Here is a 24237-nt window from a genome sequence, read left to right as displayed (position 1 = left end):
CCTATTTTTCCATATGAAAAAAGTCCGGATATTTTTATTAATAATACTTTTCCTGGTATGCAAAGGAATAAATTTCTTCTTTAGTCTGACCCTGCTTAACAAGAGAAAGAATATAGTCCTCGGTTTTCCCAAGCTTGTTTGCCATAGTCATGCCTTCAATCACCTGTTTTTCCGTGAGCTTCCATTTATTTGCATATTTAACCAGTTGGTCTCCCGTAACAGACAAATGAGGGGAGCTTTCCTGTCCGTTCACAATTCCATATTGTGCATTTATGAATCTCCATGTGGAACCCTCAAGCTTTTTATTTATGACCTCTGCAAATTTAACCTTGGCTTTTTGACTGATTCTGTCCGCTATCATTACCGCATCCTGATCCAATCCGGGGTTTTGAAGCAATTTTTCCAGATATTCCGAATCAAAATTACTGGGTACAAATTCCGGATTTTTTACGTTGTATTCTTTAAAAATATCAGGCCATTTCCCGCCTTCCGACCTGGCCTTAACCAGCGGCTCAATATCTGTCATCCTGCCATAGCAGTCATTGAGAAAGGCGTAGGCTGTAAGTATGTCGGGAAGCTTATAATTGCTTATCACAAGTCTTTCCATCTCATTTTTAAAGGTTATATGTACATTCAACTGTTTTAAAAGTGTTTTATAATTTTCGATATTTTTTGAATAATTATCAGGGTCAGCTTTTTTTATTAATGCCAGTATGTCGGGAGATATCTCTATAGTTGTTTCATCCTTCAAGTTGCTGTAACCTCCAGAAGCTTTATCGACTCCCGAGGCCCCGGCTTCATTTGAAATCTGGTTTCTTGCATCCGGAGCAGCATTTTCTGAAATGGGGGTTTTGCCGCCGAACAGGTTCTCTCCCAGCATGGAATAGCCAATATACCCGGCTTGCAGCAGTAGGGCAGCTATAATAATAAACACCAGTATTTTTGAATTTCGCAATTTTTTCATGTTAGCTCTCCTTGTATTTACTTCCCAACCGGATTTATTTTGTTTATTTCATCCATTACTTCGGCAGTGGGATTTTTGGGTTTTACAGCCCCGGCGTCCGCCTGCGGAACATCAGGCAATGGATTGCGGCTGTCCTGTGCAGCATGTTGTTCACCGGCCTTCTTATCCAGGGACGGGAATATTTCACTCTGGACTTCCATATTATCCTTCTGAAGGATTTCTATATTTTTTTCTTCAATTTTCCGGAGAGTTATTATTTCCTTCCCATTTAAAAGCAGGCTCTTATCCTCTTTTTTATCCAGGTAAGCCTTCTTGTCTTTTATGTATTCCTCCATATCCAGCTCAAGCTGCAAGGAACACAAATATTCGTCAAGTGCGCTCTCATAGCTTCCAAAGTCACTTTTCAGCTTTAGCATAAAGTATATGGCATTTTTATAATCTATTTTTTTTGCCAGTTCGGCATAAGCTTCAATTTTATCCTTATTGCTCTCATTATTGTCTGCACCTGGCGCTTCCGCCGGCTTTGCCTGTGTCCGGGCATTATAGGAGGCTATGTCCTGAAGCTGTAAGGCTACTCTTTCTGCCAGCATTTTTGCATCTATTATCTGCTGCTGGGAAAAGCCCTCCTTTTTCAGTTTGGATATAAACTCATCGTCCAAGCCGTTGCTCAGCAAGACGCTGTTCTTGTCGCTTTTCCCTCCTGCGTCGGTCAGGCGGGAGGTTGTCCTCAATATGTCCAGCACCTGGCTCCAGGAGCGGCCGGCAATTTTGTAGTTGAAAACCTCCTCTACGCTGAAGCCGGTCTCGTTGGATATTTCGGTTGCAATCCTTTTATCCTCCTGGCTTGCAGAATTCATTGCATTTGCATCTTTTTTCCCAAAGCCCCAGAATGCAAGCGGTACGGAAGTTATTAAAACAACCGCCGCCAATATTAAAGCTATAAATTTAAATTTGTACTGTCTGGTTTTTGAATTCATTAAAAAGGTCCCCCCTCAGTTGCTGCATTTGGTAAAGCTGCACTTGTCAACTATTCTATATTGTAGTCAATGTAAGCCTTTCCTGTGGCTTTTGACTTGAATACCACCGTTGATATTTCACCTGACCAGGTGCTTCCGGCGGGAATACTTTCATTTACCGTAAACTCTATTCTTCCCGTGGTTATTGTCACAGTCAGGTTTGTACCGGCTATTCTTCCCGAAGTGGTTTCCTTCACTGTGGTAATATCGCATACATCCTGTATTTCAAGTTCCTCCGGGTTATATTCCACTACAAACTTCAGGCCGGAAAAATCCTTTACATTTGCTGCCAGCAATGCAAAGTCAAAGCTCTGCCCTTTGGTACACGAAAGAACATAGGACGGGCTTGTGGTACTCTTTATTACGGAATCACTCCAGGCTGTCACGCCTGACATATTCCTTCCCCTTACCCTGTAGGTGTGCGAAGTCCCGGGAGCAAGGTTTTCGTCTATATATTCCGCTGCTCCGCCTGCATCCACAATTTTTCCGTCCACTTCCACGTCATAGCTGGTTCCCTCTTCCCTGTCCCATCTGAGTTCAATCTGAGTATTGGTTACAGCCATATTTATGTTTTTGGGTGCATCCGGAGGGTTCGGCAGAGTTGACAGAGACAGTATTGCACACCACTGTCCTTTCCCGTTTTTATCACCGGTTCTCACCCTGTAGGTGTGAAAGGTTGAGGGTTTAAGCCCCAGGTGGTTATATGCAGTTTCCTTTCCGTTGTCATATACGGTTCCGTCAACCTCTATTTCATATTGTGCGTCAGTTTCCACCGCCTGCCAGGCTATCTGTATCGTCTTGTTTGTCACTACCGCCACTATGTCCGAGAGCACGGCAGTCTCCGGTGCTGAAGGACTTTCGTCCTCCTGGGGCAGGGTGGACAGCTCAATGGCTTTGCTCCACGGACTGCTTCCGCCTATATTTTTTGCCCGGAGCTTATATACGTGCTTTGAACCGGGTACAAGATTTTTTCCTGTGTAGGTATTTCCTTTAACATTTTCCGTGGTTTTACCGTCAATCTGTACATCATAGCTCTCCGCCCATTCCACGTTGTACCAGGTCAGGGTTATGGAATCCTTTTCCGCCGTGGCTATTATATTTTCAGGGGCAACCGGTAAATCGGGCCAGGTGGTTACTGTCAGAGGCTCGCTCCACTCGCCGCTGCCTCCCCTGTTCCAGGCCCTTAGCCTGTATGTATGCGTGCTGTTTGCCGTAAGTTCCTTGTGCAGGTATTCCGTTATGTTCTCAAGCCTTATTCTGGTTCCGTCAGCCTCTATTTCATACCCTTCGGCTCTCGCCGCCCTATTCCAGGTGAGTGTTATCTCTGTTCTTGCGGGGTTCCCTGCCAAACCCGCAGGTATATCCGGCGGCTCGGGAAGGGTTCTTGCCTCAGTCGCATTGCTCCACTGGCTGCTTCCCCCTGCATTTACAGCTCTTATCCTGTATGTATGCACCGTATCGGGCTGCAAAGCTTCGTGGGTATATTCAGTGACTGCCCCAACTGCTATTATTACTCCGTCTGCCTCTATTTCATAGCTCTCTGCTTTGTCCACCGCATCCCAGGCTATTGTAACGGCAGTCCGGGCTGTGTTTGTCTCTTTTATCTCAGGCGTTTCAGGAGGCTCGGGCAAAGTGGTGCAGTTTGTATAGGAGCTCCATTCACTGCTTCCTCCAGCGTTTATTATTCTCACCCTGTATATGTGCGTGGTTTCAGGCTCCAGGCCTTCGTGCAGGTAATAGGTTTCCGTTCCCGTATTTATTGTCCTTCCGTCTGCTTCCACCTCATAGCCTGTGGCTCCTGCTGTTGCCTCCCAGGAAAGCTTTATAAAATTAATTCCCTTTTCCGGGCTGATTGTCCCGGGCGCCTGGGCTGTGGTTGTTACGGCCTGTGGGGTAGATAGCTCCGTTTCAAGGCCCTCGCTGTTCCTGGCTTTGGCCTTGAAGCTATACCCTTTGTTTGGCTCCAACCCTCTGACAACTATCTTCTTGTCCGCAGCAGTCAGCCAAACCGGATAAGCAGTAAATTCCCCGCTCTCATTTACATAGCGGGAGCCCTCCATAAGCTGGTATTTCACAGTTTCCGGATTCCTGTCATTAAACCGCAGCTCTATGGAGTCCTTGTTTATACTGCCTGTATTAATTATAGGCGTTTGGGCTTTGGTTCTTACCTTCTGCTCTTTTGACGCCACATGGCCTGCCTGGTCTTTTACTTCAAGCTTGCAGGAATACTCAGTATCCGGGGATAAGGCTTCTATGCTATATGATGAGTTATTTACCCAGCCGGAGACAGTGCTCCCGGCAGTATATCTATACAGCAATGCTCCGGCATCAGTGGCGCTGTCAGTGGCACTGCCGGAAATGGTTATATCTGAGTCATTTGCTGTAAAGCTCACAGCCACAAGCACCGGCGGGGTTTTATCAACTATAATGCTTACAGTCTTTATTACCGGGTCGGACATACCGTCGATCACTTCGAATGTGACCGTGTGGACTCCGTCAGACAGGCCCTCGGTATCTATTGCACTAAAATTCACTGTTTGGGGAGTTGCCGTATTGGATATCTGCTTTGACTCTTTTTCAACCGAGTCTATGTAGTACTTGCAGGTCAGTGTGTCTCCGAACTTGTCTGAAACTGTCATATAAGGAATAATACTTGTATCTTCATTACTTAACGTCTGATTTTGAATTGGGTAGTATGCCGATAATTCCGGAATTTCGTTTGTACCCTTTTTAACATACCAATACCCGTCCGGGGCTTTTCCATTATCAGGATATGTCCCCTCCACCGCTATTATATTGGCGGCAACAAGACTTCCTTTTCTCTCACTTCTTGACCTTGAATATTCATGCATGTCCCACATCATCATGTTATTGTAGTTACCTGTATAAATTACCTGTATTCTGCGGGCATACAGCGGATCGTTATATTGGTCGTAATATACTGTAAGATTGTATTGTTTCGGTGAGTTGTTTACATACTGGCTTCCATCCCAGACTGCCCATCCCGTATGAAGTGTAAAACCCCAATTAAGCCCTAATGATGAAATCACCCAATGTTTGTATGTATAAACCTCCTCGCTCCAAGGTGAATATTCAACCGTATATTTATCGTAATAGCATTTATTTGACTGAGCACTTACCTTTTCTCCATATTGAATAGTATTTAAAACAGATTTCTCATCAAAGGAAATATACATATTGGACATTAGTACCAATATAAGGAAAAAAGTAATTGCTTTAAAGATTTTTCTCATCACAGGCTGCCTCCCTCTAAAAAACAAAGAATAAAATATATTTTAATATCCTTACTTAACCGTATATGACAACCTGCTTTCAGCATTGGTTTTTGAGATAAACTTAATTATTGTAACTACTGATTTATCCGCATTCTCAACCCTGTATACTATCCTGCCCTCTTCTATTTCCTCTATGGTTATATTGGTTCCCGCTATGCTGCCTGTTTCCAGCTCAAGCTTGGGTGTGGCTGCGTACAGGTCAACTATTTCCACATCCTCCGGAACATAGCTGACTGTTATTTCATAGCTGTCCACACCTGCTTTTTTAGGCACCGCAATTACAAAATTGAAGCAATTATCCTTCTCAACATCGATTATTAATTCATTGAGCGTGTTTACTTCAAGCAGCTCACTCCAGTCCCCGGAAACACCTTCCTTGTTTTTAGCCCGGAGCCGGTACTCATGCCTTGTATTGGGATCCAGCTCCTTATGTATAAACTTTAAAGCCTTTATGTCCTCAACAATTTCTCCGTCAACTTCCACTTCATATGCTGCGGCTCCTTCCGGCTTTTCCCAGCTCAAGGAAATCTGGCTTATTTCCGGTATAGCCTTTATATTGACCGGAACACCAGGCCCCGTCAATTGAGACACCTCACTGCTCCAGGCACTTTCTCCGTTCTTGTTCCTGGCTCTTACCGAATACTTATGTACGGTATTGGGAAGTAATTTTTTATGTGTGTAAACCGTATCGGCACCATTAGCCACTACCTTCCCATCCGCCATTACGTCATAGGCCTCTGCTCCGTCCACTTCATCCCAGGTTATTGATATCTCAGTGCTTTTTGCAAAGGCCTCAATATTTCCGGGCACTCCCACAGTTGTAAACGCAGCAGTCATATCACTCCATTCACCTGCAGATTGGCTATTAACCGCTCTTACCCTGTAGGTATGCATGGAATTGGGCTCCAGGTTGTTATGCGTGTATGTTGTACCGCCTATATTTCCCACAAGCTTGCCGTCTGCCATTACATCATATGAGGACGCCCCATCCACACTGTTCCAGCTAAGTATTATTGAATTGCTTTTTGATATTGCCATAAGATTTGATGGCTTTGCCAGCAGGGTGGTTTGGGTAACAAGTGTGCTCCAGTCTCCCCGGCCATTTTCATTCCTGGCCCTGACACGGTATACATGGGACAGTCCTGGATTCAGCCCCGACTGGACATATTCCGTGTTCAATCCTATGTCCACTGTCGTGCCATCTATTTCTATTTCGTAGCCGGCCACGCCCAATACCATGTCCCAGGTAAGCCTTATTTCATTTCCCCAGGAGGTTGCCTTTAAGTTGCCCGGAGCCGGAAGCAAGGTAGTGCCCTTCACATAGCTGCTCCAAGCTCCCGCCACACTGCCGGTACGGGCCCTGACCCTGTAATTGTGCTCGGTATTGGGAGTCAAAGCCGTATGGGTATAGCCGGTGCTTTCACCATTGTCTATAATCCTGCCGTCAACCTCAATATCATAACCTGTTACACCTGTAACCCTGTCCCATTTTAACGAAATCCCATTGCTGGCAACTGATGAAATGAGGAGGTTAGCCGGTACATCGGGCAAGGTTACGGCTTTAGAAACAGGACTCCATCCGGTGACTCCGTCACTGTTTCCGGCTCTTATCCTATAGGCGTGTTCCGTATTAGGCTCAAGATTTTTATGCTCAAAAAGGTTTTCATCAACCTTTCTTATTTCTGTACCGTCAATTTCTATTTCATAATAAACCGCACCCGGCTGTCTTTCCCAGGAAACAGTTATTGAACGTGCTTCCGGTTCCGCATTTACATTGAAGGAGGCGCCGGGCAGCGTGCTGGCCGCTATTACAGGACTCCATGCACTTGTACCGTCCGGATTCTTTGCCCTTATCCTGAAGGTACGCTGGGTATTTGGTTCCAGTCCGCTCAGGGTATAATAAGTGCTGCTGCCGTTATCCTCAATATTTCCGTACACCTCCACCTCATAGCCCGAGGCTCCCGCCACACTGCTCCATTCCAGCGTTATGGAATTACTGGTCTTAGTGGTCTTTATGCCTTCCGGAACCTGAGGCAGTGTCCGGATTTGCATTAACCGGGTCCATTCTCCCGCAACATCCCTTCCCACCGCTCTGAACCTTATGGTGTGAAGTGTTCCCATTTCAAGCTGTTCCAAGGTATACCAGGTGTTTGTTCCATTAGCAAGCTGTACTCCGTCCACCTCCAGGTCATAGCTTACAGCCCCTTCCACCGGTTCCCAGGAAACAGTTATACTGCTTTCCGAGACTTCCTTCAATACTCCCGATGGCATATCCAGCAAGGTTATCCCTGTAAGGTATTCACTCCAAGGTCCGTACATGATCTGGTTTTTCGCCCTGATTCTGTATTTATGTATTGTCCCGGGCAATAAGTCGGTATGAATATATGATGTACCTGTTACAGTTACAATTTCTTCTCCGTCTGTCTCAAGTTCATATTCCGCTGCTGACAGAACCTGGTCCCAGAATAGAGCAATTTCCCTTGAAGCCGCCGTTATTCTGAAGTTTGATATTGGGGCTATGGGCTCCTGACCCCATATCAGCTTGCCGTTTATATACCCGGTTACCTTGCTCCAGTCGGCATATCCTGCACTATTAACCTTAAAGGAATAGTCGTCGTCTTGGCTGTAATTTGCCCAATCCTCTTTTGCAATTCTGCACTGCAGCTCAACACTCTTTCCAGGCTGAAGCACTCCAGACCCGCTCTTGAAGCCAATCTCCAGGCAATAGTCCGCCCCGTCCACTCCAGAGGGCATTTTAATAAATGTTCCTGTAATATTACTGCTTCCGGCACTTGACCAGTCGCACCAAAAATTCTGCTTTTTGTCACCGTTTACTGTGTAATAGTACCTGAGCTTGATGGTGTCCAGGTTAACAGGCACATTTCCTGTGTTTACAACGTTGTACCAGGGGAAAATCGTATTACTGCTGTTTGACTTATTTGCATTGTTAAGCTGCAGCTTAATAGCTGCGCTGATATTCTCTCCGGCTTTTGCCATAACAGCACGGCTTCTGCCTGAAAAATTAGCCGAATAGTCATACGCGGCAATCTCATATGTATATGTTATACCCGGTTGAATACTCAAATCCTTGAAGCTGGTTCCCTCAACCCGTGCGATTTCCATACCTTCTCTATAGACAACATATCCTGAAACTCCCTGGTCATCAGCAGACGGTGACCAGACAAGTGATATTTCATTATCTGAGATGCTGTAGCTTGACAGGTTCTCCGGCACTGACGGCGGAGTGATATCGGCAGGTCCTTCTGTGCCCGGCTCCAGTCCCCAGACCAGTCTTCCGTTCAGGTAGCCGGTTGTCTTGTTCCAGTCTGAATATTCTGTTGCTGTATTGTTAAAGGAATAGTCATCCGACTGCTCATAATTTGACCAGTCAACCTTGGCAATTCTGCATTTGATTTCAAGGTCCGCACCCGGCTCCAGACTGCCAGCCTCACTTCTAAAGGAAATTTCCAGATAGGTATCCGCATCTTTCTTTTTTTCAGCCATTTTGAAAAAGGCTCCTTCAACATTGGAGCTGCCTATGCCGGACCAATCACACCAGAAGTTCTGCTCCATATTGCCGCCGGCTGTGTAATAGTATCTGATTTTCAGTGTGCTTAAGGCAACAGGGGCCTCCCCTGCATTGTATATTTTGTAATAAGGAAAAATAGTATTGCTTGAAGAAGCTTTATTGGAATTATACATTTGAACTTTAAGAGATACTGCTTCCGAAGTTGTGGAAAATTCCTCGGCAGCACTTACAAGGAGATGTTTTTTACTCACAGTGCCACTTGTCTGACTTACACTTTTCATGTCCTTTAATTTGTCGGTTGTTGCAGCATCAGCAATGCCAATCTCTGAGAATGCAAGTTCAAACAATAAAATCAAACATAATAAGCACGAAAGAAACCTTTTTGTATTCCTCATAATTACCCCCGAATGATAAAAAATAGCGACAAAAAAGCCGGTCGTACCACTGGCTCAACATAACTCAAGTGCCCGAATATAAGCCATGTGTCAACCCCTCAATTTTGCAGATGCTGTAGTTTTTGTTATAAAAAGTTACAAGTAGCAATATTTTATCATTTAATGGATATTTATGTCAACAATTGATATTAATTTTATGTTTACCTAATATGTAGCTCTTGTCTCTGCTTACTTCCATTTCAGACAACAAAAAACAGCTTATATGAACAAACATATAAGCTGTCAATCACTGTATTCTCAATTTATTCCTTGACGGTAATCACTTCTGTTACCTGCTCCACCTCGTCCTGACGGAGAATTTCATTCAAATCGATTATGGAGAATAATTTTTCATCCTTCTTACCTACTCCGGTAATGTATTTCTTGTTGTTGACCTTGATTATGGCATCAGACCTGTCAATGGACGCTTCGTTTAAATTAATTATCTCAAGAACATTGTTTACCATAAATCCAAATAGCTGCCCGTCTTTTTCAGAAATAATGATTTTTGTTTTCTTTGTTATTTCAGAAGCACCCATATTGAATTTCTTATTCAAATCCACTATGGGAACTACTCTTCCTCTGAGGTCATAAAGTCCCTTTATGTAATCAGGCATTTCTGGAATATGAGACACCTCGCCGTATTTTTCTATTTTAAATACCATAGATGCTTCAACACTGCACAATTCGTTATTTAAGGTAAATACAACAACCTGTATGTCAGCCATTCCCTCCACCTCCCAAATATATGTATCTTTATTTTTAATAATATCACACAATACACGCTTTTTAAAGGACATAATTTTTGATATAATACAAGCTGTGCTATTCAGGAATCATAAAGCCTGTATATTTTATGTAAAATAAAATAAGCACCATATACAGATTACCTGATATAAGTTTAATATCATATAAAGACAGGATGGTTGTTATGGAAAAGAGCAGAATTGAAAGACTGAATGAACTGGCCAAAAAAGCAAAAACTTCTTCCCTTTCCGAGGCTGAGCTGGCTGAACGGGAACTGTTGAGAAAAGAATATATAGCCTCCTTCAGGTCAAATCTGAAGGCTACACTGGACAATACGGTTATTGTAGACAAAAACGGGAACAGAAGAAGTCTGAGAAAGGATAACTAGACATGGCAAAAGCCTACATTGTTAAGGGCAAGGAAAGCAGAGTGGAATACGGTCATCCCTGGATTTTCAGAAGCGACATTTCACATACTGACGGTGACATAACTCCAGGTGATGTTGTTGATGTATACAGCAGCAAAAACAAATTTCTTGGCAGAGGCTTCTATAACCCTCAGTCTCAGATAACCATAAGAATGCTTACTTACGAGCATGAAGAAATAGATCATGATTTCCTCTATAAGCGGATAAGCGATGCCTGGAACTACAGGAAGCAGGTTGCCGACGTTGAAAGCTGCCGTGTGGTTTTTGCCGAATCGGACTTTCTGCCGGCACTGGTGGTGGACAAGTTCTCCGACATTCTGGTGGTTCAGACCCTTGCACTGGGAATTGACAGGTTTAAGGCAGATATAGTAAGTATTCTGGATAAAATTATAAAACCCAGGGGCATTTATGAAAGAAACGATGTGCCTGTAAGACAGCTTGAAGGGCTTGAAATGCAGAAGGGCTTTCTGAAAGGACCCTTTGATACTCTTGTGGAAATGACTGAAAATGGCGTTAAATTTCTTGTGGATGTGGAAAACGGACAGAAAACCGGTTTTTTTCTTGACCAGAAGGAAAACCGGGCCGCCATTGCCCCCTTTGTAAAAGGCGTGAAGGTTCTGGACTGCTTCACCCACACGGGCTCTTTTGCTTTGCACGCCGGGCTTTTTGGAGCCTCCAGCGTTCTGGGCATTGATATATCGGAACACGCGGTAAGCTGCGCTACAAAAAATGCTGAAATCAATGGTCTGGCTTCGGTTGTAAAATTCCAGGCAGCCAACACCTTTGATATATTGCGGGAATTCTATGATACGGGTGAAACCTTTGATACCATTGTCCTTGATCCGCCTGCCTTTACCAAGACCAAAAATGCCGTACAGGGAGCAATCAGAGGTTACAAGGAAATCAATCTAAGGGCAATGAAAATAATTAAAAAAGGCGGCTATCTCATTACCTGCTCCTGCTCACAGCATGTTGACTCTGAATTGTTCATGGACATTTTATATGACGCCGCCGCCGACTCCAGACGACGTGTCAGGGTTGTGGAATACAGGTCTCAGGCCAAGGACCACCCCGTTTTGCTGGCTTCTCCCGAAACGGAATATTTGAAATGCGCCATACTGCAAGTGGTATAGCAAGGATATATAAAAGCTGTATGAAAATATAGTAACCTGCGGATAAGGCTTCTCCAAGCACCGCAGGTTTTTTATATCAGTAAATTAAACCTGCGGTGCCGGTTAAAAATGTGGTTAAATTTAAGTATAAAAAAAGAACCGTCCCTACCTGGAATTAAATTCCATCAAAAACAGTTCTTCTGGCTCCTCAAGTAGGACTTGAACCTACGACCCTGCGGTTAACAGCCGCATGCTCTACCGACTGAGCTATTGAGGAATATAAATCCGGCAGAGACTTACTTTCCCGGGCCGTTTCCAGCCAAGTATCATCAGCACGGAGATGCTTAACTGCCGTGTTCGGTATGGGAACGGGTGTATCCATCTCGTTATTTCCACCGGAAAATTAAACTTGAATAAAAGTGTATCGCCTTCCGCTTGCTGCGTCAGCCTGATTATATTAACATGCCTCTGCATGGCTGTCAACAGTTTTCTTCGCAGTTTTTTCCATTTCAGCTATTTAACCTTTTTTATATCTTTTTCAAACCCTGTTTACGTCCCTCCACAGCAGCTCCATAAATTTTACAATAAAACCTTGACATATACAGTCAGACTGTATATACTTTAACTGTACAGTTAACCTGTATAAAGTTTTCCTGTATATAGCAGTCCTGTATAACAGCTTTTGTTTTACCGGTCTATAAGATTGTACACTGACAGAAAAGGAGATGTTTTAATGAATTTTGACAGGTTCCTGCCTCTTACCGAAACCACCTTCTATATAATGCTTTCGCTGCTGGAGCCCTCCCACGGGTATGCGGTAATGCAGAATGTAGAACAGTTAAGCGAAAACAAGGTGAAAATTGCTGCCGGTACTTTATACGGAGCATTTGAAAATCTTGTCCGGCAAAAGCTCATAAAAGCCGTAGCTACCGAAGATACAAGGCGAAAGGTATACGTGCTCACCGCTGAGGGCAAGGAAGTGCTAAAACTGGAAATCCGGCGTCTGAAGCATCTTGTGAATATTTCGGGAAATGTGACAGCCGGTGAAAAATGATCCGGCAGGATAATCACGCAATATTAACTAAAATATTATGAAAGGTTGTTGATTATATGATTAAATTAAAAATTTTTGTAGATATGGACAAGGAAGAAGAGTATCTGCGCTCCATGGCAAAAAAGGGGTATATGCTCAAGTCCTATAATTCCCTTGGCTTCTATACCTTCGAGCCGGGAAAGCCCCAGGAGCTTCCTTATAAAATAGACTACAGGGTATTTAAAAACAAACGTGATTTTCAGCAATACAGGCAGTTGTTTCAGGATTCAGGCTGGATACATGTTTGCGGGAGTACTTATTCCGGCGGACAGTATTTCCTGCCCTCAAACAACAACAAGTATTCCGCTGAAATCTTTTCCGACATTGAATCAAAGGCGGCAAGATTTAAGAGATTGTCAAATCAGAGCATATTTGCATTTACCATTACCATATGCTATCTTACCGCATTCTTTTCAATGAATGGCTTTAATTTTGGCAAGCTTGGGTATCTGACACCGGGTTTGTGGAAAAAAAGCGGCAACGCCTTCTGGTTTGCCCTCCTTTTTGAAACGCCCTTTGTAATTTTCAGATTCCTGCCGTTAATACTAATGCTTACTTTAACCGTGATATATGCATACTGGTCCTTTAAAGCCAGAGACCTCTACAACAAAAAGAAGCTGGCCGGTTAAAGTCAGTCCGGCTGAGCTGCCGCCTCAAGGGAATCCTGTCACGGCACGGAATCCCTTAATTGAGCAAGTCGCTTGTAGGCGGCAGTTTCTCCAATATTTGCTTTTCAAGTTTATCCAGCAGTTCTCTGGCCACTTTTATATCTTTTGATATGTCCCTTTTAAATCTCTCCAAGGCCTCCTCATCCTCCAGGAGCTCAGCTTCATTAAAAGGAAACTGCTTTTTAAGATTCTCGATATCAGATAAAACGGTTTTTGTTTTGTATCTCATTTTTTTCACAACCTTTTTCATATCCTGTTGAGCTTCCTCCTGAAGTTCGGGAACATCTTGATATTCCAATAGAACCCTTTTTTGAAGTTTTCTTAATTTCTTTACATCCTTGCTTTCATATGCTGCCTTTGCCGCGTTCCATATCCTTGCAGACTTTTTGTCGGAAATGACACTGAGCTCGGGATGAATCTTTTCTGCAATGGAAACATATAAATCCTTCAAGTGCATTGCAGCTTTTTCCAGCTCCCAATTTGATACGTTCATATTATGTACGCTTTCAATTTCCTTCTTCATAATCCTCAACATGTCGAAATGCTTCTCAAACTCCTTTTCAAGAGTTCGGTCAATGTGCTCGTTGTCTATAGGAATTTGAAATTGTATGCAGGTCTGCATCATATCCAGCTTCAATTTCGTTCTGGCAACCTTAAGCTCAAGCTTGTGAAGCTCATACCTGGGCTCACCCAGCTTGAGAATGAAATCGTTTTTCAGTAGGCTGGACTGGTAAATTTCCATATAATCCTTCTGCACCAGTGCCTCCATCAGCAATTTCTTTTGAGTTCTATAATTTTCAAACAAATTTTCCATATTAACCTCCCATCTACGCGCATAGCGTGTACACAAATAGTAATGAAAGACACGTAGTGGCTTTCGCTGCGTGAAATACACTCTGACTTACCACATGTATCTTTCACGCTAACCTCCCCAGCCATACAGGCTAATCTGCGGTTTCATACTGGCTGTAATACAGTTTGCTGTAAAAGCCACCTTTTGCCATCAATTGCTCGTGGTTTCCCTGTTCCACTATCTGCCCGTTATTCATTACCAGAATCACGTCTGCCTCTCTGATGGTGGACAGCCGGTGAGCAATAATAAAGCTTGTTCTGCCTTCCATCAATTTATTGAAGGCCTTCTGAATTTTTATTTCTGTTCTTGTATCCACGCTGCTGGTGGCCTCATCAAGAATCAACATAGGCGGAATTATAAGCATTACACGGGCTATTGTCAAGAGCTGGCGCTGTCCCTGTGAAAGATTCCCCCCACCTTCCGTCACCAGAGCATCATAGCCCAGGGGAAGCTTTCTTATAAAACTGTGCGCATTTGCGGATATTGCAGCATTTACAATTTCTTCGTCGGTGGCATCGGGCTTTCCGTATGCAATATTTTCCCTGATGGTGCCCGAAAACAGCCAGGTATCCTGCAATACCATTCCAAAGGACTTTCTAAGGCTATCCTTGGTCATAGCACGGATATTGATATCATCAATATATATATTCCCACTATTTGCATCGTAAAACCGCATCAGGAGATTCACCAGGGTTGTTTTTCCCGCACCGGTAGGACCCACCACAGCAATTCTGGTTCCCTTTTGCACATTAAGACTGAAATTGCTTATGAGTCTGGTATCAGGCGTATATGAAAAAGTCACTTCCTCAAAGCTTACCTTCCCCCCGGAGCTTTTGAATTCCATCAGACCCTTGTCCGTCTGCTCGGTTTCGCTGTCCAGTACGGCAAATACTCTTTGTGCGGATGCAACTGCAGTTTGCAATTGGGTAGTTACGCTGGTTATGTTGTTTATGGGCTGGGAAAAATATGTGGAATAGGTCAGAAAGCTTGAAATATAGCCCACGCTCAATCTGCCTGCCACAGCGGCCAGGCCGCCGGTCAAGCCCAATAAGACATATGTTATATTGTTTACCAGGCGTGTTGAAGGGTTGACCAGGGAAGAATAAAATTGAGCCCATCTGCCAGCCTTGTACAGCCTTCCGTTTATTTCTTCAAACCTCTCCTGTGCCCGAGCCTCATAGTTAAAGGCCTTTACCACCTTCTGACTGCCTATCAGCTCTTCCACAAAGCCGTTCAGTTCTCCGCCCAACCTGGACTGCTCCTTGAAAAGCCTTGAAGAACGCCGTGTTATGAAGGATGCTATCAAAAAGGTTACCGGAGTCATAATAAGCACTATCAGGGTTATGGCAGGATTCAGTATGAACATGAATACAAGGGAGCCTATGATTGAAATTATTCCTGTAACCATTTGTGTCACCGCCTGGAATATTCCTTCCGATATATATTCCATATCACTGGTCAGCCTTGACATGATGTCCCCGTGAGGATTCCTGTCATAATACTCCAGCGGCATTTTGCTCACGTGAACAAAAACGTCATTTCTCAATTCCTCCACTGCTCTGTTTGCAAGCTTTCCCGTAAGCACCTGAAGGGTCCACTGGAAAATTGCACTGACAATATACAGTCCCAGAATTACAAGAACAATATAAAGAATGTTTTCAAAATCCACCCGGCCCTTACCTGCAATATTGTCAACCCCCATACCTATTATATAGGGTCCCGCAATCATAAGGATATTGCTGAACAGCGCACACAGCAAGGCACCGGCGGCAAACCGCCTGTGTCTGAGTATATATTTCAGAAGCCTCTTTAAAATATTGCCTTTCATTGTCCGCCACCTCCCTTACCCACGGGGCTGGCACCCGGTTCTGCTGCGGAATTGTTCAGGCCCTGGCTGCTGTATAATTCTTTGTAGACCGGACAACTTTCAAGAAGTTCTTCATTTGAGCCCATGCCCACGATTTCTCCTTCTTCCATTACTATGATAATATCTGCGTTTCGAATTGCGGCCACACGCTGAGTCACAATAACAGCGGTCATTCCTGCCAGCCTGTCCTTCATCTCACGTCTCAAAGCGGCGTCAGTGGCATAGTCAAGGGCGCTTGAGCTGTCGTCCAGTATCAATATTTCCGGTTTTTTTATCAAGGCCCTGGCAATGGCAAGTCTTTGCTTCTGTCCCCCGGACAGGTTTCTTCCCCCCTGGGTAATTTCCGCAGCGAAGCCTTCGGGCTTTTTCATTATGAATTCATAGGCCTGGGCGATTTTTGCCGCCTCCAGCATTTGGTCAAAGGTCGCATCAGGCTTCCCCCATTTGAGGTTGTCCTCTATGGTTCCTGTAAACAGAACGGATTTCTGCGGGACCATACCTATTTTATTTCTCAGCTCTGCCTGTTTTACAGCTTTAACATCCTTTCCTCCAATAGAAACCCTTCCTTCAGTGGCATCATAAAAGCGGGCGATCAAATTTATAAGGGTTGTTTTGCCCGAACCCGTGGAACCGATAATACCTGCCACCTGCCCCTTTAAAACCTTAAACGAAATGTTCTGCAGTACATTTTCTCCAGAGCTGTTGTCATAGGAAAAACTTACATTTTTAAATTCTATGGCGAAAGACGGTTCCGGGCTGCCTGCCGGAAGCAGCTCTTCATATTTGTCCGGGTCTTCAATGGAAGGCCGGATGTCCAGAAGCTCATTTACCCTCACAGCAGAAGCAGCCGCCTTGGTAAAGGTAACCACCAGGTTTGCCAGAACAATCAGAGCCGATAATATCATATTGACATAGTTGATGTATGCAATAATTTCTCCCTGGGTCATATTTCCTTCATACACCTGAAAGCCCCCGAACCAAAGTATGGCTGCAATGCCGAAATTGATAACCACCGTTGTCACAGGATTGAGCAGGGCCGATATCCTGACCACCCTGATGGAGTTATCGGCGTATTCCTTATTGCTCTTTTTGAATCTCTCCCTTTCCTTATCCAGCCTTGCAAATGCCCGTACCACCCTGGCCCCGGACAGGTTCTCCCTGATGACTGTTGAGAGGGTGTCCAGCCTCCTCTGTACGGTTTTAAACAAGGGTACGCTTTTGGACATTACCAGATAGAGAAAAACTGCGAATACCGGCATGATGACCAATAATATGAGAGACAGCCGGGGACTGATTATAATGGCCATTACAAGCCCGCCAATACAAAGGAAAGGCACTCTTATGACCAGTCGTATAAGCATGGCCACTGCAAACTGCAATTGGTTTACGTCGCTGGTAATACGGTTTATAAGGGAGGGCGTTCCGATTCTGTCAATTTCACTGTAGGTAAAGCCCTGAATTTTCTTGAATAAAAGATTTCTCATGGTGGTGCCAAAGCCCTGGGAAGCAACCGATGCATAATACTGGCAAACAAATGCCGAGCCTGCACCTATGATAGCTGTTAAAAGCATTAACCCGCCCATCTGCAAAATGAATGTGGAATTGTTTGCCTTAACACCGTTATCAATGAGCTTTGCCATCATAAACGGTATGAGCAGCTCAAGAATTGCTTCCAGAAGCTTGAAGGCAGGCCCCAGTGTAACCTGCTTCATATATGGTTTTAAGTACTTTACAAGTCTGAACAAAGAAAAAACTCCTTTTATTGTGACAATAAGATTATATATACATATATACTCCGTTACGCTGCCCGGTGCCTAAAGATACATCTGTTCAAGCAGTTCCGTGCCGGCTCCGGTCTTAAAATATTTCTCCCTTATTGTTGCCGCTGAAGACCTTTCCAGCCCGTCTTCAAATATATTAACCATAAAATCGGCTTCTACAAGAATCTGAAAATCAATTCCGTCTATTCTGCCGTAGCTGTGATGATTTCCGACTATATGGCACACTCTGTCCATCACTCCGGCCTCAATTCCGTGTTTTTCCATTATCTCCCTTGCAATAGCCGGTCCCTCCTTTTCCTGATAGGGGCCTGCCGAAGAATTGTACTTTCTTTCTGCCTCCTTAATGCCTATATCATGGAGTATTCCCGAAAGCTCAACTATGGATCTGGTTTTTTCATCCAGTCCCTCAAGTCCCGCTATTACAGCGCAAAAATCATGCACCTTCAGGGCATGGTTAATTCTTTTCACATCTTTATTAAAATAGAGGATCATTTCTCTCACGATTTTATCCATATCTTTTCATCTCCTGCCTATTATTAATGTATTATGTCCAAGCTGTCCACACAAAGATTGTTTATTTTCTATCAATTATATTGTATTAGGCGTTTTAAGACAATAACTATGCGAAGAAATGTAAAATATTCTTTCTGCCTGGCAAATATTATAGTATAATATGTAAGGTTTAATTTGATTTTACAAAAATTTTAATAATTGTAATATACTACGAGGTGCGGCATTGAAAATAATTAAAAAACTTTTTCTTTTTCTGGCTGTTTTCTACTTGCTGACGCAGCTATCCCTTATTTTTCTGCTTCCCCAAAGTACTGTTTATAATAACAGGCTGAATTACGATGTCTTCAAGGATAATGTGCATGCCATCGAGCCCACTGTGAAAGCGATAAAGGCCACTATTGATAAACAGGACTTGAAGGAATATATTATTTTTGTGGGAGATTCGGTAGGCTATGGTACTCCCTGTCCTCCCGACAAAACCATGAGTTCCTACATGAACCTGCTTGCCGCCGGAAAAAACAGCAGGGTAAGGGTCTTCAACCTGGGAATACCCTCCTCCATGTTCGGCGATTTTTATACGGTGCTGCTGCTGCTTGACAAATATGGCATATCCACTGAAAACCTTATCTTGAATTTCAGTTATTGGGAAATAAATGCAAAAACACCTGCCTACTGGCTGAAGCATTACCTGAAGGATTTGGACAGGAATAGCTACGATGCCATGGTCAGCAGAGGACATATCCAGCAGGAGAGCCCCCTGGCTGCTGCCAAAGCAGAGCTTCACCACAGACTTAACAGTTATTTTGCCGCCATAGGTTACAGTGGATTCATCAGCAATAAGATAAAGTTAAATGCAAATTCCCTGCTGAACCAGCCCTCATCGGAAATCATGGTCTGGAGCAAGAAACCCAAGCTCCCAAGAACTCTGAATTTGCCCGAGAACAGGTGGTATTATTCCGACAAGACCTTCAACCTCAGTGAAAGCAGCCCCCAGATATACTTCCTGAATAAAATTGCAGAGCATCAGAAGAAGAAAAATACACTGTATTTTATGAACGCAATGAATGACAGGCTTTTAAACGGAGCTACAGAAAAACCCGGATTCCAAAGCAACCTGTCAGGCATAGCCCGGTGTTTCCGCGATAGAAAGCTAAATTATATTGATTATAACAAGAAAGTCAAATATGAATACTTTTCAGACCATGTTCACCTGCTTCCTGAAGGCTATGAATTCATGGCACAGGATTTATGGAAAAAAATAATGCTTAACAAGGAGAATCCAGATGCTGTTTAACTCTGTAGAATTTATGATATTTTTTCCGGTGGTAACTATCCTTTACTTTCTCCTGCCTCACAAGCTCAGATGGTTCCTGCTGCTGGTGAGCAGTTGCCTTTTCTACATGGCCTTTGTTCCCAGATATATACTGATACTGGGCTTTACCATTGTCATAGACTATATTGCAGGTATACTGATAGATAAGCTGGAAGGCAGCAGGAAACGTATATTTCTTATTATAAGCATATTGACCAATGTGGGCATACTTTTTGTCTTCAAATACTTCAACTTCTTCAATGAAAATGCCGAAAGGCTGGCGCACATGCTGGGGTGGAATTATCCTGTCAGCAGCCTGACCATCATATTGCCCATCGGACTTTCCTTCCACACTTTCCAGAGTATGAGCTATATAATTGAAGTATACCGGGGCAAGCACAAGTCCGAGAAGCATTTCGGCATATACGCCCTGTATGTCATGTATTATCCCCAGCTTGTCGCAGGGCCCATAGAGCGCCCTCAGAATATGCTCTGGCAGTTTCACACGAAACACAGCTTTGATACAAAACGAACGGTAGATGGGTTGAAGCTTATGGCCTGGGGTTTTTTCAAAAAGCTGGTCATAGCGGATAATCTTGCCCTTGCAGTTAATGCCGCCTATAAGTCTCCCGAAGCGGTAAGCGGGCTGACCCTGGTTATTGCCACCTATTTCTTTGCTTTTCAGATATATTGCGACTTTTCTGGCTACACGGATATTGCAAGAGGTGCGTCAAGAATCATGGGTATTGAGCTGATGCAGAACTTCAGGCTCCCCTATTTTTCAAAAAGCATATCTGAATTTTGGCGACGCTGGCATATTTCCCTGTCCAGTTGGTTTTCCGACTATGTGTATATCTCTCTTGGAGGCAGCAGATGTGCGAAATGGAAATGGCACAGAAACCTGCTGATTGTCTTCCTGCTCAGCGGGCTCTGGCACGGCGCAGCCTGGACTTATGTCATCTGGGGTGCGCTGAACGGGTTCTACCTGGTTTTTGCACTTCTGACCAGAAGCCTGAGAGAGAAGCTTTCACATGCTGTACGACTTGACAGGCTACCGGCTCTTCAAAAGTTTGTAAAGGTATTTGTAAGCTTTAATCTTATATGCTTTTCGTGGATATTTTTCAGAGCCACCTCTTTTACCAATGCACGTTTTATCATAAAAAAGATTTTCACGGATTTCAGCCTGAGCATCAATTTCGGCAGCGCAGGTATTACAAGATATCAGGTGGCGCTCTGCTGCTGTGTTGTCGCTTTTCTGACTGCGGTACAGCTCCTGCAGCGTTCCAGAACTTTAAGCGAGGAAATAGAAAAAAAGCCTTTGGCAGTGAGATGGGGCTTATACTACGCAGGACTGATCCTTCTCATTTTGTTCGGGGTATTTAACACCAGTTCGTTTATTTATTTTCAGTTTTAACAAAGCGGAGCTGTGAAAATTGCGTCCGTACAAACAACAAGCTGAAAATACAACTACTATGGAAGAGGTGCTGCCTGACAATGGCAGCACCCTTTTACAAGATTGGTGAAAACAGTCTGAAAGTACTTTCGGCCACCCTGGAAAAAACGCTTCTTTTGTTGAATTCGTCTCTGGTCAGCGGTCTGCAAATTTCTAAATCTCCATTAAAGATATTTGTGCACCTTCCGGCTATTTCCTCCCCATACATAAAGGCATCTATCTCAAAATTCAGGGAAAAACTTCTCATGTCGATGTTCGCCGTTCCTACGGCAGCACAAAAATCATCCACCACCAGCATTTTGGCGTGAAGAAATCCTGGATAGATATATATATTTATGCCATAGTCCAGCACATCGGCAACATAAGACATGGTAGCCTTGTATACGTATTGCTTGTCAGGCACTCCAGGCAACTGAATACTCACCTCCACACCCGATAAAGCCGCATTCTGAAGAGCTTCCAGAAATGCCGCATCAGGAACGAAGTAGGGGGTTTGAATCAGGATTTTCTGCTTTGCGGAATTAATCAATTTCAGCAGCCCCCGCTTTATCTCCTCCCCGTTGGTATCGGGGCCGCTGGATACTATCTGTACCCCGGTTGTTCCTGTTGTGCTCTTCCGGCTCTCTATCTCAGGAAAATATTTGCGGCTGTTAAATTTTTCGGAAGCCTGCTTTGATGCATACAGCCAATCTTCAATAAACCTGAGCTGAAGGTCAAGGACGCTGCTGCCGGTTATTTTCAGGTGGGTATCCCTCCAGGGTTTTATTTTTTTGTGGCAGCCCAGGTACTCGTCTCCGATGTTTATTCCTCCCGTGTAGCCTGTTTTTCCGTCTACTACCACTATTTTACGGTGGTTCCTGAAGTTTATCTTCAGATAATTATTTATTGTATTGGAGAAGTAGCTAAAGACTTCCCCTCCATTTTTAATTATGGAGGAATATGCTCTAAACGGCATAAACAGGTTAGAGCCATGATCTATCAAAACCCGTACCTCCACACCTTCACCTGCCTTTTTTGCCAGCAGGTCAATGAGCTTTTTGCCTATGTTATCATTCTGAAGGATGAAGTAAAGCAAATGTATTGACTCCCTGGCTTCCTCCAAATCCTTGAACAGCTCTGCATATTTATCCCTGGCACTTGTAAATATGATTACATCATTATTGTCGGTATAGGGGCTTCTGGAGGTTGCAGCATTGAGCCTCATCAACTGCTTCATCTCCTCACCGGAATATTCCGGAACCCTTATTTCTTTCCCATAGGGAATCTTGCCGGAACTTTTAAATACCTTGTGGCTGTATTGCCTGTAAGACCTTCTTCCGAACAGCAGATAAAGGAAAAAACCTATCAGGGGCAGTAAGGACAGGGTAATGACCCAGCTCAAAGCCTGGACAGGTTTCTTGCGTTCAAAGAACACGGCTGTGATAATGAATGCAACATTTATAACAATGATTATGATGGAAATAGTTGAAACTATATTGTTCATATATCACTCCAGAGTTTTTTTATTAATCACATTAACTGTTTCAGATAATCCAGTTTATTATATTCCTTTCCCAAATGCTCTTTTATATAGCCTTTTGCTATTATCCCCAGCTCCTTGACCGACTCCTGTGACAGGGTAAAGCTGAAGAGTTTCTGAGGACTGATTTTCATAATATATTTCAAAGCCTTTACTGTTCCCGGTAAAAGGGGAATCACTCTTCCGTTAGGATTTACACATTCCTTGCATACAATACCCGAATTGTCCAAATCAAAGTACATATTTTCATCCTGGATGGAATTGCAGTTTATGCATCCGGAAACCTGCGGCTCATAGCCCAGCAAGGCCATCAGCCTGAGCTCGAAAACCCTGGTTATCAGCTCCAGCGAACGGTCGGTTTTTGAAATAACATAAAGCGTATTCAGCAAAAGCTTCAGAATGTCTTCTGAAGGCTCTCCCTCCTGAACGTTGTCCGAAATCAGATCAAGAATATGCGAACTGTAGGTGAGCTTGTATATGTCGTTCCGGATTTCATAATTGGGCTCAATCACCTCGCAGCAGGACATATTGTAAAGTTCCTTGCCCTTAAAGAGCATATAATCGCTGAAACACAGCAACTGAGTACCGCCGCCCAAGGAGTTTTTCGGACGCCGCGCATTTTTTGCCGCAACTGAAATCTTGCCCTCCTCCGCAGTTAAAACCGTAACTATCTTGTCTGCCTCTCCCGTATTCACTTCTCTTATAACAATGCCTTTATAATGTACATTACCCATTTGCTATTCAGCCCCCGAATTACTGTCTCTTGCTTTGATAACCGAGATTTTTAAGCATGCCGTCATTGTTTCTCCAGTCCGGCTTGACCTTGACCCATAATTCCAGGAATATTTTAGTGTCCAGTAACCTCTCAATTTCATATCTGGAAGCACTTCCTATCTTTTTGAGCATTTGGCCCTGCTTTCCAATTATGATTCCCTTATGTGAGTTCTTTTCACAATAAATTGTAGCCTGAATGCTGATAAGACCGTCCTCCCGCTCCTTAAAGGACATTACCTCCACACCCACACCATGGGGCACCTCATCTTCAAGGTTCAGCAGCACCTTTTCTCTTATCATTTCGGCAGCTATGACCTTTTCAGGCTGGTCAGTCAAGGTATCCTCCGAGAAAAACCTGGGCCCCTCCGGTATATACTGCAAGGCTTCCTTTATGATTATAGCCGTTCCGTCCTTTTTCAGCGCTGATACCGGTATGACCGCCTTGAAATCCATCAAGCCGCTGTAGCTTTCTATGATGGACAAAAGCTTGTCCTTACTTACTATGTCAACCTTGTTGAGAATAAGAAATACCGGTGTTTTAGCCTGCTTTAGCTGTTCAATTATGCCAGTATCAAGATTTCCGGCAGACTCTGTGGCATCAGCAATAAACAGTATCAAATCTACCTCCTTCATGGTTTCGGAAGCCACATTCACCATATATTGCCCCAGCTTGGTCTTTGGCTTGTGAATACCCGGAGTATCAATAAGCACCAGTTGGTATTCCTCCTCTGTGATTACACCTCTGATGGTATTCCTTGTGGTCTGAGGCTTATCGGACATTATAGCTATTTTCTGCCCTGTCAAGGCATTCAACAGCGTTGATTTTCCTACATTTGGTCTTCCTATTACTGAAACAAAACCTGACTTAAACGACATTAT

18 protein-coding genes, 1 tRNA gene, 1 rRNA gene and 1 riboswitch are annotated in these 24237 nt (G+C 43.8%); of the genes, 6 read left to right on the top strand and 14 right to left on the bottom strand.

The window, feature by feature from the left end; all coding sequences use genetic code 11:
- Positions 1 to 37: 37 nt before the first annotated feature.
- The 5 genes from CLHUN_RS01390 to CLHUN_RS01370 all read right to left on the bottom strand — a co-directional run bounded on the left by CLHUN_RS01390 (position 38) and on the right by CLHUN_RS01370 (position 9967).
- The gene (locus CLHUN_RS01390) at positions 38 to 964 is read right to left on the bottom strand and encodes a hypothetical protein (protein WP_080062777.1); all 927 of its coding nucleotides are present in this window, start codon (positions 962 to 964) and stop codon (positions 38 to 40) included.
- 17 nt (positions 965 to 981) lie between these two features.
- Positions 982 to 1941, bottom strand: a complete 960-nt coding sequence (locus CLHUN_RS01385) for a hypothetical protein (RefSeq protein WP_080062776.1) — start codon at positions 1939 to 1941, stop codon at positions 982 to 984.
- A 50-nt stretch (positions 1942 to 1991) separates the two neighbouring features.
- Positions 1992 to 5234 (bottom strand): fibronectin type III domain-containing protein, encoded by a 3243-nt coding sequence (locus CLHUN_RS01380; protein ID WP_080062775.1) that lies wholly within the window; start codon positions 5232 to 5234, stop codon positions 1992 to 1994.
- Between the two features lie 51 nt (positions 5235 to 5285).
- Positions 5286 to 9200 carry a fibronectin type III domain-containing protein gene (locus CLHUN_RS01375; RefSeq protein WP_080062774.1) on the bottom strand — a complete coding sequence of 1305 codons (3915 nt, stop codon included), beginning with the start codon at positions 9198 to 9200 and terminating at the stop codon, positions 5286 to 5288.
- A 26-nt stretch (positions 9201 to 9226) separates the two neighbouring features.
- Positions 9227 to 9310: riboswitch (cyclic di-GMP riboswitch) on the bottom strand.
- A gap of 192 nt (positions 9311 to 9502) precedes the next feature.
- Positions 9503 to 9967, bottom strand: a complete 465-nt coding sequence (locus CLHUN_RS01370) for a chemotaxis protein CheW (protein ID WP_080062773.1) — start codon at positions 9965 to 9967, stop codon at positions 9503 to 9505.
- 203 nt (positions 9968 to 10170) lie between these two features.
- Between CLHUN_RS01370 and CLHUN_RS01365 the strand changes: the two genes are divergently transcribed.
- Both CLHUN_RS01365 and CLHUN_RS01360 read left to right on the top strand, forming a co-directional pair.
- Positions 10171 to 10374: a DUF896 domain-containing protein gene (locus CLHUN_RS01365; RefSeq protein WP_080062772.1), complete on the top strand. Its 204-nt coding sequence runs from the start codon at positions 10171 to 10173 to the stop codon at positions 10372 to 10374.
- Positions 10375 to 10376: 2 nt separating this feature from the next.
- Entirely contained in the window at positions 10377 to 11546 is a 1170-nt protein-coding gene (locus CLHUN_RS01360; protein ID WP_080062771.1) for a class I SAM-dependent rRNA methyltransferase, read from the top strand.
- 180 nt (positions 11547 to 11726) lie between these two features.
- On the opposite strand, the gene CLHUN_RS01355 is transcribed toward CLHUN_RS01360, so the two are convergent.
- Positions 11727 to 11802: transfer RNA gene (locus CLHUN_RS01355), tRNA-Asn, on the bottom strand.
- A gap of 6 nt (positions 11803 to 11808) precedes the next feature.
- Positions 11809 to 11925 (bottom strand): 5S ribosomal RNA (gene rrf / locus CLHUN_RS01350).
- 333 nt (positions 11926 to 12258) lie between these two features.
- On the opposite strand from rrf, the gene CLHUN_RS01345 reads away from it, so the two are divergent.
- A complete protein-coding gene (locus CLHUN_RS01345; RefSeq protein ID WP_080062770.1) occupies positions 12259 to 12579 on the top strand; it encodes a PadR family transcriptional regulator in 321 nt (106 codons plus the stop codon).
- A gap of 56 nt (positions 12580 to 12635) precedes the next feature.
- A complete protein-coding gene (locus CLHUN_RS01340; protein ID WP_080062769.1) occupies positions 12636 to 13247 on the top strand; it encodes a DUF2812 domain-containing protein in 612 nt (203 codons plus the stop codon).
- A 55-nt stretch (positions 13248 to 13302) separates the two neighbouring features.
- On the opposite strand, the gene CLHUN_RS01335 is transcribed toward CLHUN_RS01340, so the two are convergent.
- The 4 genes from CLHUN_RS01335 to CLHUN_RS01320 form a co-directional block, all read right to left on the bottom strand.
- Positions 13303 to 14100, bottom strand: coding sequence for a hypothetical protein (locus tag CLHUN_RS01335; protein ID WP_080062768.1), 798 nt, complete (start codon positions 14098 to 14100; stop codon positions 13303 to 13305).
- A 130-nt stretch (positions 14101 to 14230) separates the two neighbouring features.
- Positions 14231 to 15967, bottom strand: coding sequence for an ABC transporter ATP-binding protein (locus CLHUN_RS01330; protein ID WP_080062767.1), 1737 nt, complete (start codon positions 15965 to 15967; stop codon positions 14231 to 14233).
- Positions 15964 to 17751, bottom strand: a complete 1788-nt coding sequence (locus CLHUN_RS01325) for an ABC transporter ATP-binding protein (protein WP_080062766.1) — start codon at positions 17749 to 17751, stop codon at positions 15964 to 15966. Before CLHUN_RS01325 ends, CLHUN_RS01330 begins: the two co-directional genes overlap by 4 nt.
- A gap of 69 nt (positions 17752 to 17820) precedes the next feature.
- The gene (locus tag CLHUN_RS01320) at positions 17821 to 18300 is read right to left on the bottom strand and encodes an HD domain-containing protein (RefSeq protein ID WP_080062765.1); all 480 of its coding nucleotides are present in this window, start codon (positions 18298 to 18300) and stop codon (positions 17821 to 17823) included.
- Between the two features lie 223 nt (positions 18301 to 18523).
- Here CLHUN_RS01320 and CLHUN_RS01315 point away from each other — a divergent pair, with 223 nt between their 5' ends.
- Positions 18524 to 19594, top strand: a complete 1071-nt coding sequence (locus tag CLHUN_RS01315) for a hypothetical protein (RefSeq protein ID WP_080062764.1) — start codon at positions 18524 to 18526, stop codon at positions 19592 to 19594.
- Positions 19584 to 21026 carry an MBOAT family O-acyltransferase gene (locus CLHUN_RS01310; RefSeq protein WP_080062763.1) on the top strand — a complete coding sequence of 481 codons (1443 nt, stop codon included), beginning with the start codon at positions 19584 to 19586 and terminating at the stop codon, positions 21024 to 21026. The genes CLHUN_RS01315 and CLHUN_RS01310 overlap by 11 nt, the downstream gene beginning before the upstream one ends.
- 94 nt (positions 21027 to 21120) lie before the next feature.
- Here CLHUN_RS01310 and cls read toward each other — a convergent pair whose 3' ends face one another.
- From cls to era, 3 genes are read right to left on the bottom strand one after another with little or no spacing between them, the layout of a single operon-like run.
- A complete protein-coding gene (gene cls / locus CLHUN_RS01305) occupies positions 21121 to 22548 on the bottom strand; it encodes a cardiolipin synthase (RefSeq protein WP_080062762.1) in 1428 nt (475 codons plus the stop codon).
- Positions 22549 to 22574: 26 nt separating this feature from the next.
- Positions 22575 to 23318 (bottom strand): DNA repair protein RecO, encoded by a 744-nt coding sequence (recO, locus tag CLHUN_RS01300; protein ID WP_080062761.1) that lies wholly within the window; start codon positions 23316 to 23318, stop codon positions 22575 to 22577.
- Between the two features lie 19 nt (positions 23319 to 23337).
- On the bottom strand, positions 23338 to 24234 hold the full coding sequence (gene era / locus CLHUN_RS01295) for a GTPase Era (protein WP_080062760.1): 897 nt from the start codon (positions 24232 to 24234) through the stop codon (positions 23338 to 23340).
- Positions 24235 to 24237 lie beyond the last annotated feature (3 nt).

The sequence above is a fragment of the Ruminiclostridium hungatei genome (assembly GCF_002051585.1).
GTDB lineage: Bacteria > Bacillota > Clostridia > Acetivibrionales > DSM-1351 > Ruminiclostridium > Ruminiclostridium hungatei.
This window is presented reverse-complemented; position numbering and strand designations above follow the sequence as displayed.

What these genes read in the sequence shown, in the direction of transcription:
- CLHUN_RS01390 (WP_080062777.1), bottom strand. Translation starts at nt 964, where the DNA reads ATGAAAAAATTGCGAAATTCAAAAATACTGGTGTTTATTATTATAGCT.
- CLHUN_RS01385 (WP_080062776.1), bottom strand. Translation starts at nt 1,941, where the DNA reads ATGAATTCAAAAACCAGACAGTACAAATTTAAATTTATAGCTTTAATA.
- CLHUN_RS01380 (WP_080062775.1), bottom strand. Translation starts at nt 5,234, where the DNA reads ATGAGAAAAATCTTTAAAGCAATTACTTTTTTCCTTATATTGGTACTA.
- CLHUN_RS01375 (WP_080062774.1), bottom strand. Translation starts at nt 9,200, where the DNA reads ATGAGGAATACAAAAAGGTTTCTTTCGTGCTTATTATGTTTGATTTTA.
- CLHUN_RS01370 (WP_080062773.1), bottom strand. Translation starts at nt 9,967, where the DNA reads ATGGCTGACATACAGGTTGTTGTATTTACCTTAAATAACGAATTGTGC.
- CLHUN_RS01365 (WP_080062772.1), top strand. Translation starts at nt 10,171, where the DNA reads ATGGAAAAGAGCAGAATTGAAAGACTGAATGAACTGGCCAAAAAAGCA.
- CLHUN_RS01360 (WP_080062771.1), top strand. Translation starts at nt 10,377, where the DNA reads ATGGCAAAAGCCTACATTGTTAAGGGCAAGGAAAGCAGAGTGGAATAC.
- CLHUN_RS01345 (WP_080062770.1), top strand. Translation starts at nt 12,259, where the DNA reads ATGAATTTTGACAGGTTCCTGCCTCTTACCGAAACCACCTTCTATATA.
- CLHUN_RS01340 (WP_080062769.1), top strand. Translation starts at nt 12,636, where the DNA reads ATGATTAAATTAAAAATTTTTGTAGATATGGACAAGGAAGAAGAGTAT.
- CLHUN_RS01335 (WP_080062768.1), bottom strand. Translation starts at nt 14,100, where the DNA reads ATGGAAAATTTGTTTGAAAATTATAGAACTCAAAAGAAATTGCTGATG.
- CLHUN_RS01330 (WP_080062767.1), bottom strand. Translation starts at nt 15,967, where the DNA reads ATGAAAGGCAATATTTTAAAGAGGCTTCTGAAATATATACTCAGACAC.
- CLHUN_RS01320 (WP_080062765.1), bottom strand. Translation starts at nt 18,300, where the DNA reads ATGGATAAAATCGTGAGAGAAATGATCCTCTATTTTAATAAAGATGTG.
- CLHUN_RS01310 (WP_080062763.1), top strand. Translation starts at nt 19,584, where the DNA reads ATGCTGTTTAACTCTGTAGAATTTATGATATTTTTTCCGGTGGTAACT.
- cls (WP_080062762.1), bottom strand. Translation starts at nt 22,548, where the DNA reads ATGAACAATATAGTTTCAACTATTTCCATCATAATCATTGTTATAAAT.
- recO (WP_080062761.1), bottom strand. Translation starts at nt 23,318, where the DNA reads ATGGGTAATGTACATTATAAAGGCATTGTTATAAGAGAAGTGAATACG.
- era (WP_080062760.1), bottom strand. Translation starts at nt 24,234, where the DNA reads ATGTCGTTTAAGTCAGGTTTTGTTTCAGTAATAGGAAGACCAAATGTA.